The sequence below is a fragment of the Klebsiella scottii genome (assembly GCF_036561945.1).
GTDB classification, from domain to species: Bacteria; Pseudomonadota; Gammaproteobacteria; order Enterobacterales; family Enterobacteriaceae; genus Klebsiella; species Klebsiella scottii.
In genome coordinates this window covers 977,009-995,060 of the sequence record NZ_JARXNI010000020.1, presented here as the reverse complement: position 1 = coordinate 995,060, position 18,052 = coordinate 977,009, and the positions used below count along the sequence as shown (strand labels likewise).

Here is an 18,052-nt window from a genome sequence, read left to right as displayed (position 1 = left end):
GAAAACTGCGGACAGGTTGCCCCGTCCGCATCAGGCTTACGCGGTGGCGCGTTCGTTCCAGGAGTCGGAATGAATGATGTTGCCGTCTTTGTAGGTCCAGGTGATTTTTTCGTAACGCAGCTCAATCTGCTCGAGGTGGTTATGCTTTTCGTAGGCAGGATCCTTGATGTCGTGCATTTTCGGCGCGACCTTCACCAGCTTGACGTTTTCCAGTTTGGTGTTGAAATACTCCACCTCCTGACCCGCATCGTTGATTTTGTACCACCTGAATTCGGCGGACTTCAGGGTCTGGCCGGTAGTCACCGCCTTGTACAGATACGGGCTGGAGGAGTCGATCTCCTTGGTGAACAGGAACGGCGTGTGAATGCGGGTGCCGGTCAGCTTGCCGGTATTATTGTCGGTCGGGATGTACAGGTTGTGCTCCTGCGCCACCACCTCGATGCTGCCTTCACGATCTTTCACGTCGACGGAACCTTTAATATCCGCACCGCCGTCGTCTTTCAGCCAAAGATAAACAGGAATTGCCATGAATTACTCTCCATTGTGTTGTGATGCGCCATCATCCGGCGATGGCGCCTGGGGGGTGCCCGGTATCTGGCAGGCGTTCGCCTGCGGTACCAGACTGATTTCGACACGGCGGTTCAGCGCGCGGCCTTCCGGCGTGTCGTTGGTCGCTATTGGGCGGCTTGCGCCGTAGCCCTGCACCGCAAAACAGCTTTCCGACACGTCGCCGGTATCCCGCATCCAGTTCCGCACCGCTTCGGCACGTTTCAGGGACAGCGTCTGATTGAGTTGTGGATTGCCGGTGTTATCGGTGTGCCCTGCGACCACGATCAGCCAGCCCGGCTTGGCCTTGACGCCAACCAGCGAATTGACCAGCATTTTGGTGGAGCCGGCTTTCAGTGCGAAACTGCCGGAATCGAACAGCGACATGCTGTCGAGACGGATAATTTTCGGTATTGGCGCCGACTTTGCCTTCGGTTTTGGCGGCGATGGCGGCGGCACATAAGAGCGGATCGCATTCAGCACCGGCACGCGTAATCTTTCTCCCTGATACAGGCCAAGCCTCATCCGTAGCGGTTCGCCGTTACGCGCCCAGCCGTCCAGCTGAGCGGCATCCTGGCGTAAGATCTTGACCGCATCGGCTTTCGGCCCGTAGTCGTCCATGGAAAGTCGGTAATAATGGGCTATATCGAAACTCAGACGGTGCAACAGCTCACGATTGTTCCAGCCGCTGCTGAGCAGAGCCGCAGCGGACGCCAGGGTGAAAAGTCCGAGCGCACAGCGCCAGGCGCGGCCGCGGGGCGTGAGGCCCTGGCTTTCCGGTAAGTGCGGAAGGACAAAGTCCGGGAACGGAGACGCGCCCCTGGGGCCATCCTCCACGGGTAGCCAGCCCGCGACGTGCCGCATGGCGGTGTGTCGTGTCAGCCAGGCGCTCCAGAGGGAAGAACTGAGACCGCCAGAGAGGGTCGGCCCAATCCCCCATAACATTGCGGCGGGCGCAATTTGCGGGATATCCGGATTCTTATCCGTAAACACCGCGTTGACGTGGCTTTGGGACCAGGTCATCAGGCTGTTCATCAGCACCTGCTGCTGCATGACCACCGTGCCACCGGTCGTGACCCATGCAGAAACGGGACCGGGTGCTGAGGACTCCCGCCAGACGCGGCTCCCTTCCCCTGGAATAGCAGCCTGCCAGAGCATGTCATTCATCATCGAGCTGCCGGCCCGGACGCACAAAACCAGCGGTACGGTATGTCCGGTATCGCGACGCAGCTGGCTGATAAACCAGCGCAGGGCCAGCAGACGGCTGGTCAGGGCTTCGCTGTCCGCATGCTTCTGCGGACAGATGCTAACCATCACCGAAAGCTGACGCCCCCAGTTCGGACGCAGCCATAACAGCTGCCGGGCCACCTGCTCCAGATTCTGACTCTCGTCGACCCTGATCCAGCATCCCTGTGTGACGGTAAGCACCTGAGACTGCTCAGGCCAAACCTGCGGCAGATCGCCGCAGACCAGCACTACCGGCTGGCGATACGTGGCCTCAGGAAGATTATCCAGCCGTAGGGGCACTTCCTGCTCACAGCGCCGCCTTGTGGTATATCCAGTTGCAGCAATTAGCCCCAGCCCAGCCAGCAGCATGAGAATGGAAACCAGTCGGGATGCCGGCAGAAACCCCAGACACACGACAGCGGTCAGCAGAGCCGCCCACAGCGCAAGCCCACGCCGCTGCGCCGGACTCATTTCACGGTCCCAGGCAGCAGGGCTGCCAGCATCTGATCGAGCCAGTAGCTCAGTACCCACCACAGGCCAGCGAGCGCCAGAATGCTGATGCCGATGCGTACGGACCATGAGGACAGCCAGCCGCCCATAAACCGCCCTGCCCGGCTTTCAGCCATTACCATATGGGTCTGTGGATAGCCGAAGGGGGAGGTATGGTCATTCAGTGCCAGTATCAGTTTCTGTCGTTCGGGATCGTTCAACGAACGAAAATCACCGAGGAACCCCAGCATCATGACGCGCTGAAAGCAGGTGAGCACCGCATCGTCAGGTGCAGGCTCACGCAGCACGTCGCGCATACGGTCACACAGTGTATCGCCGGCATCCATAGTGCCGAGGAAGTGCCCCTGCAGAGGAATGTCATACCACTGTACGCAGGCGTCATCCTCTATGCCGCGCCCTTTAACCGCCTCATCAAGCAGGGCACATTGTGCTGTGAGAATATGCTGGCAGCTGGCGTCATCCAGTTCGCTCTCCTTCAGCGCGCGCTGTACGCGCTCCACGTCAGCGGCACAGCGCTCCCAGAGTAATCGTCCTTCCCCTTCCTGAAACTGTGGGCCATAACGCAGGCTGATAACCTGCAGCCAGGTATCCTGCAACAGCGCATCAATATCGATGGACGCGGCAACGCCGCGTTTATGCTCACTCATGTTCTCAGTACCGCAAAGAGCTCAAGTTCAGGCTCGCCGAGCATTCCCGGGACATAAAACATGCAGCAGCCGCCTTCGAGCATGTCGATTGCCAGGGGATGGGATACATCAAGGCTGAAATACTGATTCTCCAGACGCAACGGAATAGCGGCCGGTACATGACGTAGCGGTGTCAACGGCACCCCTACCCGCGAGGAATTGACGATACCCCGGACGTGATCCGGGCTGCCCACCTTGCACTGGCGCGGGAACTGTTCCTGCAACTGCGCCACCGGGATGCGGGAACGCACAGATAAGTAGTAGTCGGCACTTTCGCGCAGACGGGGATCGTGCAGACGCGCCTGCCAGAAATGCAGGCGCTTATCGTACTCAAGTTCAACGGACACCACCCGTGACGGCAGGCTTGCTTCCAGCAGGTCGCTCAATAAGTCAAACAACGGCGGAAAAACGGCGCTCAGCCGTTCGTGATGCCAGAGCGGAATAGCGCTGACCTGATGCTCAAGGGAGAATGTAAGCAGGCTGCCGGCAAGCCTCGCCAGTTCTGGATACAGACGCTCAGCCGGGCTCTGCGGATAACGCAGAAACTGGCCGAGTACCGGTTCTGCACTGTTCAGGGCATTTAGCAGCCAGAAAAGAGACACGTCGGCCACCGCAAAATCTGCCATCCGCGCATTGCTTTCCCGGCGCATGGCCATCAGACGGCTCAGGCGGGCTCGCAGCTGGATCATCAGCTGTTCGAGCTGGGTCATCAGCCAGCGGCTGCTCTGTACGGATAGCAGCGGCGGGAGGAAACAGCCATCAAGCTCCCAGATACCCTGCGAATCCTGTTGCAGACGGGCCACCGGGCAGGTCAGATAATCACTGTTGTTCTGATGAGCAAAGCGTAGCGTCAGTTCGGGCTGCAGCACCGCAATCTGGCGGGTGTCCACATCATACTGGTTGCGTACGTCCCGCCAGCACTGGCGGTAACGTACCGGACGTTCGGCCACTTCATCGGATTTAAGGCAGTTACCGCCATTAGCCCGTAGCAAGGGCAGTGCCAGCACCACCACGATGTCATGTGATTCGCCGTCCAGTGACAGAACCGGCGGCAGCGCATCGGCATTATCCGTATCAATAAGCGTACCGTCCTGAAAACGGACATGCAGCTTACGGGCCTGAAGACGACCGAGTTTCAGTATGTCCGGTTCAAAGGTCGACTCAATCACCCCCCAAGGATGATTGAGTCCCAGTCGGGCAATGCATTCCACAGACCAGGCCGCATACGCAGCCTGTTGCTGGAAGTGCTGGGGAGAGACCATGATGCCCCTGCCCCACAACGGTTGTTCCGTTTTCATCGGCTTCCTGCCTTACGTTACGCTTTCGCTTTCGGCATCTGGGAAACCAGCGACAGATTGACGTCCATGCCTTCGACCTGGAAGTGCGGCACGGCAAACAGCTTCACGCGGAAGAAGCCCGGATTGTCCTCTATATCCTCAACTACCACTTTTGCATCGCGCAGCGGGTGTGAAGCCTGAAGTTCATCGCCCGGATCGGTCATTTCGGTCACCAGGCTACGCACCCAGGTGTTGAGCTCCAGCTCAAGCAGGCGACGATCCTTGGTGGTGCCGATGTTTTCACGCTGAATAAGCTTCAGGTAATGCGCGATACGCGACAGCAGGAAGATGTAGGGCAGGCGCGAGTTAATCCGGCTGTTTGCGGTAGCTTCCGCAGTGTCGTACAGCGCCGGTTTCTGGGCCGAGTTGGCCGAGAAGAAGCAGGCGTAATCGCGGTTCTTGTAATAGGAAAGCGGAATAAAGCCGAGACTGGCGAACTCAAATTCGCGGGTTTCCGGCAGCATCACCTCTGACGGAATTTTCACCTGATTGCCGGTGCCGAGGTCATACAGATGAATGGGCAGATCCTGCACAGCGCCACCGGCCTGCGGCCCTCGGATCTGCACGCACCAGCCGTTGTTGATGAAGCTTTTCACCATATTTGCGGCAAAGGCGAAGGAGGCGTTGGTCCACAGGTATTTATCGTGTTGCGGCCCCTTCACCTCTTCGACGTAGTTGAAGCTGCGCACCGGCACGGTATCCGGACCATACGGCAGGCGGCCCAGCACGCGCGGCATCACCAGACCGATGTAGCGAGAGTCGTCGGTGTCGCGGAAGTTTTTCCATTTGATATACTCGGCGCGATCGAAGTAGTTGCCGATATCTTTGATGGCCGCAACCTGCTCCATGCTGTCCTTTAAAAAGAACTTCGGTCCCGCAGATCCAATAAACGGCATGTGCGCGGCGGCGGCGACTTTTGATATATTACGCATCAGCGCCACATCCTGAGCGGATGCATCGAACTCATACGCGGAGATAACCGCGGCAACAGGTTCACCGCCCGGGGTGTCGTATTCCGCGATATACGTCTGCTTATACAGCCCGCTCTGAATAATTTCCGGAAAGTCCTCGAAGTCCTGGCGCAGCTCCTCTTTAGACAAATCGAGTAATTCCAGCTTTACGTTCTGGCGAAAATCGGTTTTATCAACCAGCGATTTAAGCCCGCGCCAGACGCCCTCAGTGCGCTGAAAATCCGGGTGATGCATGACTTCATCAAGCTGACGGCCGATCTGAAAATCCAGCTCCGCAATATGCTGGTCGAGGATCGTCTTATCCAGCTTCTCCACTTTGTGCCCGGATTTTTGCAGACACTGCATAAATACTTTCACCGCGGCGGTCACGCGGGCATCAACGGAGGTTTCCGCCATCACGGTAGTATCATCAAAACCGTTTAAATCACCGAGTTCAGCCACCGGCGTTAAATTAATTTTGTCAAACAGGGAGGCATATACTCCACCCTGAGGCAGGTATTTTTCGACAGTGGCGCCACCCGCCAGATTCTGGGATTCGTTATTGACTGACATTAGCATTTACTCGTCATTATTCCGTGAAAAGAACTTCCAGTAATTAATCCTGGGCCGGGGCAAGCGCATTCAGCTCATTGCGCAACTCTTCGGAAAGCGCGGGATCTTTTAATATGGTTTCCAGCTCTTTCCGGAAAGTCATATTATCAAGAAGATTTGATTTCAAATCGCGCAGCAGATTGCGCATAGAGAGCATTGCCCGAAGCTGCGGTATTTGACGTGCCACCGCCTCCGGCTCAAAATCCTTCATATTCTGAAAATACAGCTTCACATCTTCTTCAGAACCATCGTTGGCGAGGGTGTTTTTAACGGTGAGATTTACTTCGGGATTAAGATTAGCCAGGACGCTGTTAAAATTGTTCTTGTTGATGTCGATCTTATCGCGCTCAGAAAGCATGCCCTCTGCCTTGCCGTTACTGAAGTCACCCACGCTCAGGAGCTTTAACGGTAGCTCTACTTTCTTCTGGACTCCCCCGGTCAAAAGATCCAGTTTTATATTTACACGCGCACGAGGTATTTCGTTCTGAAATGATTCAGACATATATACTTATCTCCTGAATAAATTAATCACTTAATCTGAAATATTGTCACCATAGCGGATGTGGCTTTTTTGTTTTTACTCTAAATTTATCGCCACGTAAAGCATCAATAATTAAAATAACCCTTAACAGCAACCGCTAATTAAAACTCACCCGCGCCATAAGCCCGACATAACAGGCCTGGAACGACGCCGACCGTCAATGTTTATTTGCAATAAAACCACGCAGCATAAAACAAATAACATTCACATCAGCAATAATGGCAATTCGATTAATAACTGAAATAATAAAACATTATTTTTCAAGTCCAATACTGGACATTTAAAAAATCACAAGCGGCATAGATCGTTTAATTTACTGCTGATATATGAAAATAATCGGCTGGATTGAAGGCGGGCAAGCTGCCAGCAGGATGCCCCTGATCATTAAGGCTAACGGATCGCGTCAACGGGCAAGCGAAAGCTGAGGTGGCCGACATTTACCGCTAAAACGCGGTCAGTCGGCCCTCAAAAAAGAAAAAACCCGGACGGCAATCGCTTTGCCATCCGGGTTTAGAGCGGGCTACGCTATTTACAGCGCCAATTAGTTCGCCGTAGCGGCGGACGGTTCAAGTTTTGGGCCCGCCAGGGCCAGGCGCGCGCCGGCCTCGGTATCGCTATATTGGCTGAAGTTATCGATAAACAGCCGGGCCAGACTTTCGGCTTTCTCCTGCCAGCCGTCGGCAGAGCTCCAGCCGCTGCGCGGATCGAGCAGCGCGCCGTCAACGCCCGGGATATTCTCAGGAATTGCCAGGCCAAAGACCGGGATCGTCTCGGGGCGCAGAGGGCCGGTGGTATCATTTAAGATAGCGCTGATAATGCTGCGGGTATCGCGTAACGACAGGCGTTTCCCTTCTCCGTTCCAGCCGGTATTAACCAGCCAGGCTTCCGCGCCGGCTTCCGCCATTTTTGCGGCCAGCACGCTGGCGTACTGCGTTGGGTGCAGCAGCAGGAACGCCGCGCCGTAGCAGGCGGAGAAAGTTGGCGTCGGCTGGGTGATACCGCGCTCGGTCCCGGCCAGCTTCGAGGTGAAGCCCGACAGGAAGTGGTACTGCATCTGTTCGGTCGTCAGACGTGACACCGGCGGCAGCACGCCGAAAGCGTCGGCGGCGAGGAAAATCACCCGCGCCGGATGGCCGGCACGAGATACCGGTTTGACGATATTTTCGATATGCGACAGCGGATATGAAACGCGGGTATTTTCGGTCTTACTGCCGTCGGCATAATCCACCGTGCCGTCAGCTCTGACTACCACATTTTCCAGCAGCGCATTGCGGCGAATCGCCTGATAAATTTCCGGTTCCGCCTGCGGATCAAGATTGATGGTTTTGGCGTAGCAGCCGCCTTCAAAATTGAATACGCCATCGTCATCCCAGCCGTGCTCATCGTCGCCGATAAGCTGGCGCAGCGGATCGGTGGAAAGGGTCGTTTTGCCGGTACCGGAAAGGCCAAAGAACAGGGCCACGTCGCCCTCTTCACCGCGGTTAGCCGAGCAGTGCATTGAGGCAATGCCCTGCTGCGGCAGCAGATAGTTCATTACCGAGAAGAGCCCTTTTTTCATCTCTCCGCCGTACCAGGTGCCGCCAATGAGCTGAATTTTCTCGCTCAGGTTAAATGCGACAAAGTTTTCAGAGTTAAGGCCCTGCTCCTGCCACTGGTCGTTGGTGCAGCCCGCGCCGTTGAGGACGACAAAGTCCGGCGTGAACTGCTCCAGCTCCTCAGCCTCGGGAACGATAAACATGTTTTTGACGAAATGAGCCTGCCACGCCACCTCGGTGACAAAGCGCACGCCGAGGCGCGTATCAGGGCTTGCCCCGCACCAGGCATCAACCACATACAGCTTTTTGCCGCTCAGCTGTCCGGCAACCCGCGTTTTGAGGCTGGTCCAAATCTCCGGCGTTAACGGTTTATTGTCGTTGCGGCCAAGCCCGGCATCGGACCACCAGACGGTGTCGCGGGTCAGGTCATCCCTGACGATATATTTGTCGCGCGGCGAACGTCCGGTAAATATCCCGGTATCAACGGCTACGGCGCCGGATGCGGTCATCACGCCGCGCGCTGCGCCGGTGAGTTCCGGGCTGGTTTCATGGGCAATCAGCAGGTCGTAATCGGGGTTATAAAATAACTCGCTGCTATCCTTAATGCCAAGCTCCAGCAGAGCCTGTTTTACTAATTCAATACGTGGCATGGAACTCCTGACAAACAACTGGCTAGTAAGATGTATTCATTATTTCAGCCCGCTATTGCGTTCTTCTGTAAATTCCCTTCTGGAAAAAATCCACAGCAAAATGAAATAACAGGATGAGCCGCCTGGAGCAGCGATTTTATAACGGTGCTCGTAGGGTATCGCCTGTACTTTACTAATACTCGTATTTACAACTAAGGAATACGCTAAATCTGAGAAAAATGTTAACACCTGTGATTGGTTATGTTAATTGCATAGTTTCTATGCGTTATGCTAAAATTGCATAGCATTAAATACAGCGTAAGGAACGGGTCCGTGCTGGCGAATCTTGAAGTGAAGTGGCTGTACGATGTCATTGCTCTGGAGGAGTCCAGAAGCTTTACTCTTGCGGCTAAAACCAGAAATATATCGCAGTCCTCCTTCAGCCGCAGGATTCAGGCGCTTGAAGCGTCGCTGGGCTTCAGCATTTTCGACCGCGGGGTTAACCCGCTGCAGCTCACCACCCGCGGAAAGATCTTCGTCGGCTATGCGCGAAATATGCTGGACGACATGGATTTTCAGATTAGCCGCATTAAGGGGCTAAATAATACCACCCAGAAAATAAGAATCGATGCCGCTCCGTCGCTCTCAGTTTTGGTACTTCCGGAATTAATTGCCGGCTACACCGACATAAAAAATAAAACCTTCCATGTAGAATCGATTAACGTTAACGAGGCCGTATTTAACCTCAAGGAAGGCAAAAGCGACTTTATTCTGTCGTTTTATAATGAGGAGTTAATGAACTATCCGTTTATTAACCACAAAATATTTGACTCCTCGGTACATCTTGTTTCGCCCTGCGATGATAGCGGCAGGCCGCTCTTTCATCTGCACCGCGGCGTCTTGCCGCTGATGAGGTATGCCAACGATAGCTATATGGGGCGCCAGGTCAATCAGGTTATCGACCGCACGCCGGGGATCACCTTCTCGCTAACCTTCGTCTCTTCGATGAGTGAACTGCTTAAACGCATGATCCTCAACGGCGACGGCGTGGGCTGGCTGCCGCAATACTCTATCCAGCGCGAGCTCGATGAGGGCCGCCTGGCTATTATGGACGCCACCCTCTCGCTGCCGATCGGGGCATATATGTATCGTTCCGGCTCGCGGCTGAACCAATCGGCCGAGCGCTTCTGGCAGCATATTAAATCCCGAAACGCCCCGCACGCCTGAGGTGCAGAATCGGCGATTTGCGCAAATTGCCGGTTAAATAACGAATTCGCCAGCTGACTGAAAATTCGCTATCATCCGCATCCCTTTTCCAGGCGTGCCGCCCGATGTCCACGATCGTTGATACCTTTATTGCCCCGCCGTGCCATGCAGAGATTGAGATCCTCTATCAGGACGATCATCTGCTGCTGATCGCTAAACCCGCCGGCCTGCTCAGCCTCTCGGGCAAAAACCCGCGCAATCTCGACTCGGTGCACCATCGGTTAGTCCAGACCTTTCCCGGCTGTACCCTGGTTCATCGTCTCGATTTCGGGACTTCCGGAGTGATGGTGATCGCCCGCAGCAGGGCCATCAACGCTGCCCTTTGCCAGCAGTTTAGCCAGCGCGCGGTGAGCAAGGTCTACAGCGCGCTGCTGTGCGGGCACCTGGCCGATGATGAAGGCGTGATAGACGCCCCCATCGCGAAAGACCCGGCGCTGTTTCCGCTGATGACCATTTGCGCCACCCGCGGCAAGCCGGCCCGCTCCCGCTATCGGGTGCTTGAGCGCCTGTATCGCCCGCAGGAAGACGGGACTCAGCTGCCGCTGACCCGGGTGCAGCTGACCCCGGAAACCGGGCGCACCCATCAGCTGCGTATTCACTGTCAGCTTGCAGGTCACCCTATTCTAGGCTGCGATCTCTACGGCGGCCTGCTGCTGCCGGGCACCGAGAGCACGCCGCGCCTGATGCTGCACGCCAGCGAGCTGCGCTTTACTCACCCGGTCAGCGGAGAGTTTATCAACGCCAGCAGCGCCAGCCCGTTCTGAAACCTGCCCGGTCGGCAGCGATTAAGACAGGGGCGCGTCCCAGATATCAACCAGCAGCAGCGTACCGAAACTCCCGGTCGGTACGTGGTGCACGGCGCCCTTCGGCACAAAGCAGTAATCGCCGGCAGCGAGGTTGAACCGCCTGCCGTCAATAACCAGCGGAAGCTCCCCTTCCAGCACCAGCAGCAGTTCGTCGAAATCAGCATGCGCTTCGGGGGCGATACCCTCGCCGCCCATTTTTATGACCTTTATTGCGCTATTGCCTACCGTTCCCAATACCCGCGAGCGCCAGACCTGCTCCAGTCCGGCGGCGATCCGGTAAACAGAGTTAATCTCCATCAATGCCTCCTGCAGGGAATGCCAGCCGCAATAAATAACCGATCGGCGCCGTCGCGCAAATGCGGATATGTTAGTTGCATACGCAAAATCATTCGCTTTGCCGGGGAGAGTCTGACAGGTGGCCTATATCGATGAGGTCGCAAAGGCGCCGGGCGTGATGCCGAAATGCAGGCGGAAGTATTTAATCAGGTGGCTTTGATCGTAAAATCCGACGTCCGTCGCCACCTGCGCGGCGCCGAAGCCTTTCGCCAGCAGCCCTTTGGCTCTGACCAGGCGCAGCTGCGTCAGGTACTGGTGGACCGATAGCCCGGTCTGCGCCTGGAAGGTGCGCATAAAATGGAACTCGCTCAGCCCGGCAACCCCGGCAATCTCCTTAACCGCCAGCGGCTGCTGATAAGCACAGTGTAAAAACTCGATGGCGCGCCGAATATCGGCGCGGATCGCGTCCCGTCGGCCGCCGCGGGCGCTACGTCCGGCATAGCGCCCCACCAGCATATTCAGCACCTGGTACATCAGGCACTCTTTTTCCAGCGGGTCGCGGCTGGCGCCAAGCACGGCGGAGGCCTGCAGCATGCTGCGGGCCATCAGCGGATCGTGCCGCATCCCTTCGCCGCCAAAATGGACCTCGCCGGTGCCGGTGAGTACCGTTGCGGCCACCTCATCAATCAGCTGCGCCGAAGGATAAAATGCGCAGTAATCCCAGCCTTCATCGCGCTGTACCGCTTCGCCGGTGTGCACTTCGCCGGGCATGATCACCATCACCGTCCCCGCCGCCGCGATACCGCGCTCCCGGCAGATGCGCGTGCGCTGGGCCCCGCGGGCGAAAGCGGCGATCACATATTCATTATGAAAGTGCGGCGGATAGCTGTGCTCGTAGCAGGAGGCGCGGAGGATCTCCATCCCGCCGTGAAGCTCGCTGTCCCGCCAGAGCTTGATATCATCCCGCATCTCTTTCACCATGCCGGTACCCTTTTTATTGCGCAATATTGCTATTTCAATCAATGAGCAGGATTTTACTATAGCGATCCTCGGGATTTCTTAAGATTATCATTCAGTGATGCACAATTCGGGACTATTTGATGTTGATGAACAAGAAGACCTCGCCCAGGGATGAGGCAGCGGCGGAGTTTCGCGCGGGCATTATCGCCTGCCTGCCCACAATTCCCGGCTACTGGAGCATTGGGTTTGCCGCCGGAGCGATCGGCACATTATCCGGGTTCACCACCGCGCAGACGGCTTTACTGGCGAGCGCGCTGTACGCGGGCTCCGCCCAGTTCCTGTTTTATTCGCTGTGGGCCACGGGCGCCGAAGTCGCCTCGGTGGTGCTGAGCGTGCTGCTGGTGAACCTCCGCTACCTGCTGATGAGCTCCGCCATGAGCGTATTCTTTCGGGAATACAGCACCGGGCAAAAAATTATCAGCGGGCTGCTGCTGACCGACGAAACCTTCGGCGTCGCGGTCCAGCGCGGCAGCGCGCACAACAAAGTGCCCTACGCGTGGATGCTCGGGCTTAACGTCGCCGCGTGGCTGAACTGGATCCTCGCCTGCGTGGTGGGCGCAGGATTAGCCTCCGCCCTTCCGCCGTCGCTGATGGAGGGGCTGAGCTTCAGCCTGGTGTCGATGTTTATCGGGCTGGTGCTGATGATCTGGTTTGCCAGCCGACGCAAGGCGCTGGAGGCCTTCAGCATTGCGACGGCGGTGGTCATCACGCTGTTCACCGCCGGGCACACCGATATGAGCGTGGTGGTCATCGTGGCGGCATCGGTCGCGGCAACGCTGGCGACGGTCGGGCTGCGCCTGTCGTCTAAAGGGGAAAAATAAGATGGAACGAAATATCATCCTTGCCATTCTCGCCTCCGCGCTGGTCACCGCGCTGATGCGCACGGTACCTGTGTTACTGCTTTCGCGATTTCGCCTGGCGCCGGTTCTCCAGCAGTGGCTGAGCTTTATTCCGTCAGCCATTATGGCGGCAATTATCGCCGCGGAGCTGCTCGGCAAGCCGGCGCTGAGCGGTTCGGGCATCAGTATTTCGCTGCTGGCCGCCGCCGCCGCGACGGTGGCCGGTGTACTCACCCGTAGTCTGTTTGCCACGGTGATTGCGGGGATGGTCGCTTTTTCCGCACTGAGCTACCTGCTGCTTTAATTCTGCTCCTCGGCCACGCTCCGCGTGGCCTTTTCATTATCAGTTTTACCCAACGCGTTAAATTCAAATAGCGGCATTGCAAATGCAAATATCATATTTGCTCGTTAATCACCGCCTCTGTAGCTTGTAGTTTATTCATGCTTTCCATGAAATAAACTTCAGGGCGCGACGGCGGCACATGATTAAACTCGAAAATATCCATAAGACCTACCCCGGCAGCGCGCATGCGGCAATTAGCAATCTTAACCTGACGATTAATAGCGGCGAACTGTGCACCTTTGTTGGCCCCAGCGGATGCGGTAAAACCACCCTATTACGGATGATTAATCAGCTCGATAAACCGGACTCCGGTCACGTCTACGTTCAGGGAGTAAAAATAGCCGATAGCGATATTATCCAGCTGCGCCGCAAAATTGGCTTTGTGATGCAGAGCGCGGCGTTATTTCCGCACCGCACGGTGGCGCAAAATATCGCTACGGTGCCGCGTCTGCTCGGCTGGAGCAAAACGCAGATCCGCGCGCGCATTGCCGAGCTGGTCGATTTAATGTCGCTGGACCGCCTGCTCCTTGAGCGCTATCCGCACCAGCTTTCCGGCGGGCAGCAGGGACGCGTCGCCATCGCCCGGGCGCTGGCGGCCGACCCGCCGGTGCTGCTGATGGATGAGCCCTTTGCCGCTATCGACCCGCTGGTGCGCGAGCGCCTCCAGGACGAGCTTCTGCTGCTCCAGCAGCGCCTGCATAAAACGATCGTGCTGGTGACGCACGATATTAACGAGGCCATCCGCCTGGGCGACAGAATTGCCATTTTCGAGGAGGGCGGCGTGCTGGCGCAGTTTGCCTCCCCTGACCATATTTTATCGCACCCGGCCAGCGAGTTTGTCCGCCGCTTTATTGGCCCCGAGCCCAACCTCAAGCGGCTGGGCATGATTCAGGTAGGCCAGCTTCCGCGCCATGACGTGGCGCTGGTCGATGAGCAATATACGCCTATCGCCAGCAGCCACCCGACGCTCAGCAGCTCGCTGCAGCTGATCCTCGATAAGCACCAGCGCCCGCTGCAGTGGTTCGACCCGCACAGGCGAATCTCGCTGCCTGTCACCCAGCCGCTGGCCGCGCTGCATAGCCTGCGTTTTGCCTACAGCGCCCTGCTGGATGCGCCGGGCGGCGTGCTGGTGCATGTCGACAGCAGCGGAAAATATCAGGGCGCCATTTCGCACTCGTTGCTCCAGCACGTGCTGGATGGTCTGGTGGAAATTCGTCGTTATGGTTGACTGGCAGTGGATCGTCGACAACCGGATGATGATTGGTGCGCTGCTGTGGCAGCATACGCAGCTGGTGGTTATCTCGCTGTTTTTTGGCACCCTGCTGACGGGATTACTGATTATCCTGACCCTGCGCTGGCCGAAGGCCGCACAGCCACTGCTCTATCTCTGCGGGGTCCTGTTTACGATCCCCTCGCTGGCGCTGTTCATTTTACTGCTGCCGTTTACCGGCCTGTCGCTGACCACCTCAGTCATCGGCCTGACGCTCTATTCCCTGCTGATCCTGCTGCGCAACACCCTTGCCGGCATCGAGAAGCTGCCGGCGGCGGTGCTGGAGTCGGCCCGCGCGCTGGGCTACACCCGCGGCTATCGTTTTTTCGATATCGAGCTGCATCTGCTGGCGCCGTCGCTTTTTGCCGGTCTGCGCATTGCCTCAGTTACCCTCGTTGGTCTGGTGACGGTGACCGCGCTCATTGGCCAGGGCGGGCTGGGGCAGCTGCTGCTGGCGGGGTTTAACCAGGATTTTATCACTCCTGTCATTGTCAGCCTGGCGTTGAGCCTCGCGCTGTCGCTGTTATTTGACTCTCTGATAGCCCGCGTAGGCTATTGGATTACGCCCTGGGCACGCTGATGGACATCATACAGGCAACGCTGGGCTGGTTTTTACAGCCCGAACACTGGCTCACCGACAGCGGTATCCTGGTGCGCCTGCGGGAGCATATTTATTACGTTACGCTGAGCATGCTGATCGCCTCGGCCATTGCCCTGCCCACGGGGATCGCTCTTGGCTACTGGCGAAAAGGCGCCTTTATAATCATTAACTTATTTAATATCGGCAGGGCTATTCCGGCGCTAGGATTAATTTTACTGTGCATTCTTTTATTTGGCTTTAACGATATTCCGCTATTCGCCGCGCTGGTCGCCATGTCCGTTCCGCCGATTCTCACCAACGCCTGGGTCGGGATCTATCATGCCGACCGCCAGCTATGCGATGCGGCGAAAGCGCTGGGCATGACGCCGCTGCAAAGCCTTTGGCAGCTGCGGATCCCGCTGGCCGCGCCGCTTATTTTCGCCGGGATGCGCACGGCGCTGGTACAGCTGATCGCCACCGCCGTCGTCGCGGCCTATGCCGGGCTCGGCGGCCTCGGCCGGTTTCTGATCGACGGACTCGGCCAGCGCGATATTCCCCAGGTGATCGCCGGCTCGCTGGTGGTATCGCTGCTGGCCATCGGCAGCGAGCTGCTCTTTTCATTCATTGACCGGCGCTTCACCCATACCGTCAGCACCCCGGAGTATTAATTTTTTATCACCCGTAGCGGCGTCCCGAATATTTCAACCGGGCCGCAGCGTACCCGTGGCTTAACGCATCACGGATATTTATACACTTAGCGAGGCACTATGCAGAATATATTAGCTTTCCCTTTTCATCATCGCCGTTTTCGCCTGTCCCTGTTAGCCGTCGGTTTACTCAGCTTAAGCTTTAGCTCATTAGCGGAAAGCGTCACGATTGGCGGCGCTAATTTCACCGAGAGCTCTATTCTCGCTAATATTTATGCCAGCGCGCTGAAGAAAAATAATATTGAGGTCAGCACTCGGCTTAATCTCGGCAACCGCGAGATTATTATTCCGGCATTAAAGAGCGGCGAAATTGATATTGTGCCGGAATATCTTGGCGCCCTGCTTAACTATTACGACGGTAAAACCCTGGCCACCAGCCAGAGCGATGTCAGCGCCGAGCTTGCTAAAGCCCTGCCCGCCGACTTCGCGCTGCTGACGCCTTCGCCGGCAACCTCGATTACCGCGTGGGCCGTTCGCGCCGACACGGCGAAAAAATACGGTTTGAGTAAGCTTTCCGATCTGCAGCCCATCGCTCATGAGCTGACGATCGGCGGGCCGCCGGAGCTGGCGGTACGCGCGCTCGGCCTGCCGGGTCTTAAGCGCGTCTATGGAATCGAATTTAAGGCGGTAAAGTCTCTTGATATGGGCGGGCCGCTGACCCGCCTGGCGCTCAACTCCGGCAAAATCGACGTCGCGACGGTTATCTCCACCCAGGGCAACCTGGCGAAAGAGGATTGGGTGGTGCTGGCCGACGATAAGCACGAGCAGCCGAGCCAGAACGTGGTGCCGCTGGTGCGTAAAGCCAGCCTCACGCCGACGGTGAGCAAGGTGCTGAACGAGGTATCCGGCAAGCTGAATAACGCCGCTCTGATTGAGCTCAATCAGCAGGTCGATCTGCAGCATAAAGACCCGGCAGCGGTTGCCGAACAGTGGGTCAATACCCATCTGGCAAGCCACTAATCTCTCCATGCCAGGGATCGGCAATGACAGGAAACGAGCCGCAAAATGTCTGAAAATCATATGATTCTGAACCTGTTTTTCTTTAATCCGCAGGGGGATTACCGCTTCTCATGGCGCCATCCGCAGGCGCCGGGCAAAGAAATTTTCACCCTCGGCTACTACGCGGAGCTGGCGAAGAAGGCCGAGGCCGCCACCCTCGACGCCATTTTCATCGCCGATCACATCGCCATCTGGGATACGGTACCCAGCGGCTTAACCCACTACGCGAACGCGCGCCTGGAGCCCATCACCCTGCTCGCCGCCCTCGCCGCCGTGACCGAACATATTGGCCTGATGGGCACCGCCTCCACCTCCTACAACGAGCCTTACAACCTTGCCCGCTATTTCGCCTCGCTGGACTTCCTCAGCAACGGCCGGGCGAGCTGGAACGTGGTCACCTCGTGGCTGGAAGAGGAAGCGGCGAACTTCGGCCTCGACCAGCTTCCGCAGCACGGCAACCGCTACCAGCGCGCCGGGGAGTTTATCGATGTCGTCACCCGGCTTTGGGACTCCTGGGAGGACGATGCCGTGCTGTATGACAAAACGAGCGGCCTGTTTGCCGATTCGCATAAGGTGCACCACCTCAACCATCGCGGTGAGTTCTTTAACGTTCGCGGGCCGCTCAACGTCCCGCGTCCGCCGCAGGGCCATCCGGTGCTGGTCCAGGCGGGATCTTCCGAGGCGGGGAAAAACCTCGCCGCGGCGTGGTCAGATATGCACTTCGTGTTCATTAAATCCATTGCAGAGGGCCTGGCCTATCGTCAGGAGATGAATCAGCGGCTGCGGGGCTACGGGCGCGATCCGGCGCACTTTAAAATCATCGCCGGCGTTCTGCCCGTGGTGGTCAATTCCGACGCCGAGAAGGAGGAGCGGCAGCGGCTTAACGAGCGTTTGATGAGCGACCAGATGGCGATAGATCTGCTCTCATCCTATCTGCGGATGGATTTAAGCGCCCATTCGCCGGACCAGCCCCTGCCGCCGCTGCCGGACGAGGAGACGTTTGACGGCATCCGCACCGCGCTGCGGCTTATCCGCCACTACGATCCCAGCCTGACCGTTCTGCAGCTGGGTCGCCTGCTGCTGCAAAGCTCCGACAGCTGGCTGCTGATCGGCAGCGCGGAGGAGGTCGCCGAAGCGCTGACCGCCACCTGGCGCGCCGGCGCGGCGGACGGATTTAACCTGATGTTCCCGCTGCTGCCGGGGGATTTCGATCGCTTCGTCGACCAGGTGGTGCCGATTCTGCAGCGTAACGGCGCGATGCGCACCAGCTACCCGCCGGGCACGCTGCGGGAGAAGCTCGGGCTACCGGCGGCGGAAAACCGCTTTGCTGCGGCCGATCCGCGCTAGCCCGCGCCGAAGGAGGCCCGGCCTCC

The 18,052-nt window shown here is 57.4% G+C and carries 18 protein-coding genes; 9 read left to right on the top strand and 9 right to left on the bottom strand.

Annotated elements, in window-relative coordinates; all coding sequences use genetic code 11:
- Positions 1-36: 36 nt before the first annotated feature.
- The 7 genes from hcp to pckA form a co-directional block, all read right to left on the bottom strand.
- Positions 37-528: a type VI secretion system effector Hcp gene (hcp, locus tag QFI97_RS12445; protein ID WP_095101945.1), complete on the bottom strand. Its 492-nt coding sequence runs from the start codon at positions 526-528 to the stop codon at positions 37-39.
- A 3-nt stretch (positions 529-531) separates the two neighbouring features.
- Positions 532-2,244, bottom strand: coding sequence for an OmpA family protein (locus QFI97_RS12440; RefSeq protein WP_346431281.1), 1,713 nt, complete (start codon positions 2,242-2,244; stop codon positions 532-534).
- Positions 2,241-2,930 carry a type VI secretion system protein TssL, short form gene (gene tssL / locus QFI97_RS12435; RefSeq protein ID WP_346431280.1) on the bottom strand — a complete coding sequence of 230 codons (690 nt, stop codon included), beginning with the start codon at positions 2,928-2,930 and terminating at the stop codon, positions 2,241-2,243. Before tssL ends, QFI97_RS12440 begins: the two co-directional genes overlap by 4 nt.
- A complete protein-coding gene (gene tssK / locus QFI97_RS12430) occupies positions 2,927-4,267 on the bottom strand; it encodes a type VI secretion system baseplate subunit TssK (RefSeq protein WP_095101939.1) in 1,341 nt (446 codons plus the stop codon). The genes tssL and tssK overlap by 4 nt, the downstream gene beginning before the upstream one ends.
- Positions 4,268-4,284: 17 nt before the next feature.
- The gene (tssC, locus tag QFI97_RS12425) at positions 4,285-5,835 is read right to left on the bottom strand and encodes a type VI secretion system contractile sheath large subunit (protein ID WP_346431279.1); all 1,551 of its coding nucleotides are present in this window, start codon (positions 5,833-5,835) and stop codon (positions 4,285-4,287) included.
- 37 nt (positions 5,836-5,872) lie between these two features.
- The gene (tssB, locus tag QFI97_RS12420) at positions 5,873-6,370 is read right to left on the bottom strand and encodes a type VI secretion system contractile sheath small subunit (protein ID WP_095101935.1); all 498 of its coding nucleotides are present in this window, start codon (positions 6,368-6,370) and stop codon (positions 5,873-5,875) included.
- Between the two features lie 580 nt (positions 6,371-6,950).
- Positions 6,951-8,594, bottom strand: coding sequence for a phosphoenolpyruvate carboxykinase (ATP) (gene pckA / locus QFI97_RS12415; protein WP_346431278.1), 1,644 nt, complete (start codon positions 8,592-8,594; stop codon positions 6,951-6,953).
- A 312-nt stretch (positions 8,595-8,906) separates the two neighbouring features.
- Here pckA and QFI97_RS12410 point away from each other — a divergent pair, with 312 nt between their 5' ends.
- Both QFI97_RS12410 and QFI97_RS12405 read left to right on the top strand, forming a co-directional pair.
- The gene (locus tag QFI97_RS12410; RefSeq protein ID WP_095101931.1) at positions 8,907-9,800 is read left to right on the top strand and encodes a LysR substrate-binding domain-containing protein; all 894 of its coding nucleotides are present in this window, start codon (positions 8,907-8,909) and stop codon (positions 9,798-9,800) included.
- 104 nt (positions 9,801-9,904) lie between these two features.
- Positions 9,905-10,603 (top strand): RluA family pseudouridine synthase, encoded by a 699-nt coding sequence (locus tag QFI97_RS12405; protein ID WP_346431277.1) that lies wholly within the window; start codon positions 9,905-9,907, stop codon positions 10,601-10,603.
- Between the two features lie 21 nt (positions 10,604-10,624).
- Here QFI97_RS12405 and QFI97_RS12400 read toward each other — a convergent pair whose 3' ends face one another.
- Positions 10,625-10,942 carry a cupin domain-containing protein gene (locus QFI97_RS12400; protein ID WP_346431276.1) on the bottom strand — a complete coding sequence of 106 codons (318 nt, stop codon included), beginning with the start codon at positions 10,940-10,942 and terminating at the stop codon, positions 10,625-10,627.
- 123 nt (positions 10,943-11,065) lie between these two features.
- Complete coding sequence (locus QFI97_RS12395) at positions 11,066-11,890, bottom strand: helix-turn-helix transcriptional regulator (RefSeq protein WP_346432085.1); 825 nt, start codon at positions 11,888-11,890, stop codon at positions 11,066-11,068.
- 131 nt (positions 11,891-12,021) lie between these two features.
- Between QFI97_RS12395 and QFI97_RS12390 the strand changes: the two genes are divergently transcribed.
- From QFI97_RS12390 to QFI97_RS12360, 7 genes are all read left to right on the top strand, one after another.
- Entirely contained in the window at positions 12,022-12,762 is a 741-nt protein-coding gene (locus tag QFI97_RS12390) for an AzlC family ABC transporter permease (RefSeq protein ID WP_095101925.1), read from the top strand.
- A 1-nt stretch (position 12,763) separates the two neighbouring features.
- Complete coding sequence (locus QFI97_RS12385; RefSeq protein ID WP_095101923.1) at positions 12,764-13,084, top strand: AzlD domain-containing protein; 321 nt, start codon at positions 12,764-12,766, stop codon at positions 13,082-13,084.
- Positions 13,085-13,262: 178 nt separating this feature from the next.
- Positions 13,263-14,351, top strand: a complete 1,089-nt coding sequence (locus tag QFI97_RS12380) for an ABC transporter ATP-binding protein (protein ID WP_095101921.1) — start codon at positions 13,263-13,265, stop codon at positions 14,349-14,351.
- Positions 14,344-14,973, top strand: a complete 630-nt coding sequence (locus QFI97_RS12375; protein ID WP_095101919.1) for an ABC transporter permease — start codon at positions 14,344-14,346, stop codon at positions 14,971-14,973. The genes QFI97_RS12380 and QFI97_RS12375 overlap by 8 nt, the downstream gene beginning before the upstream one ends.
- On the top strand, positions 14,973-15,641 hold the full coding sequence (locus QFI97_RS12370; protein WP_095101917.1) for an ABC transporter permease: 669 nt from the start codon (positions 14,973-14,975) through the stop codon (positions 15,639-15,641). The genes QFI97_RS12375 and QFI97_RS12370 overlap by 1 nt, the downstream gene beginning before the upstream one ends.
- Before the next feature lie 99 nt (positions 15,642-15,740).
- Positions 15,741-16,640: an ABC transporter substrate-binding protein gene (locus tag QFI97_RS12365; RefSeq protein WP_095101915.1), complete on the top strand. Its 900-nt coding sequence runs from the start codon at positions 15,741-15,743 to the stop codon at positions 16,638-16,640.
- Positions 16,641-16,685: 45 nt separating this feature from the next.
- On the top strand, positions 16,686-18,026 hold the full coding sequence (locus tag QFI97_RS12360) for an NtaA/DmoA family FMN-dependent monooxygenase (RefSeq protein WP_346431275.1): 1,341 nt from the start codon (positions 16,686-16,688) through the stop codon (positions 18,024-18,026).
- Positions 18,027-18,052 lie beyond the last annotated feature (26 nt).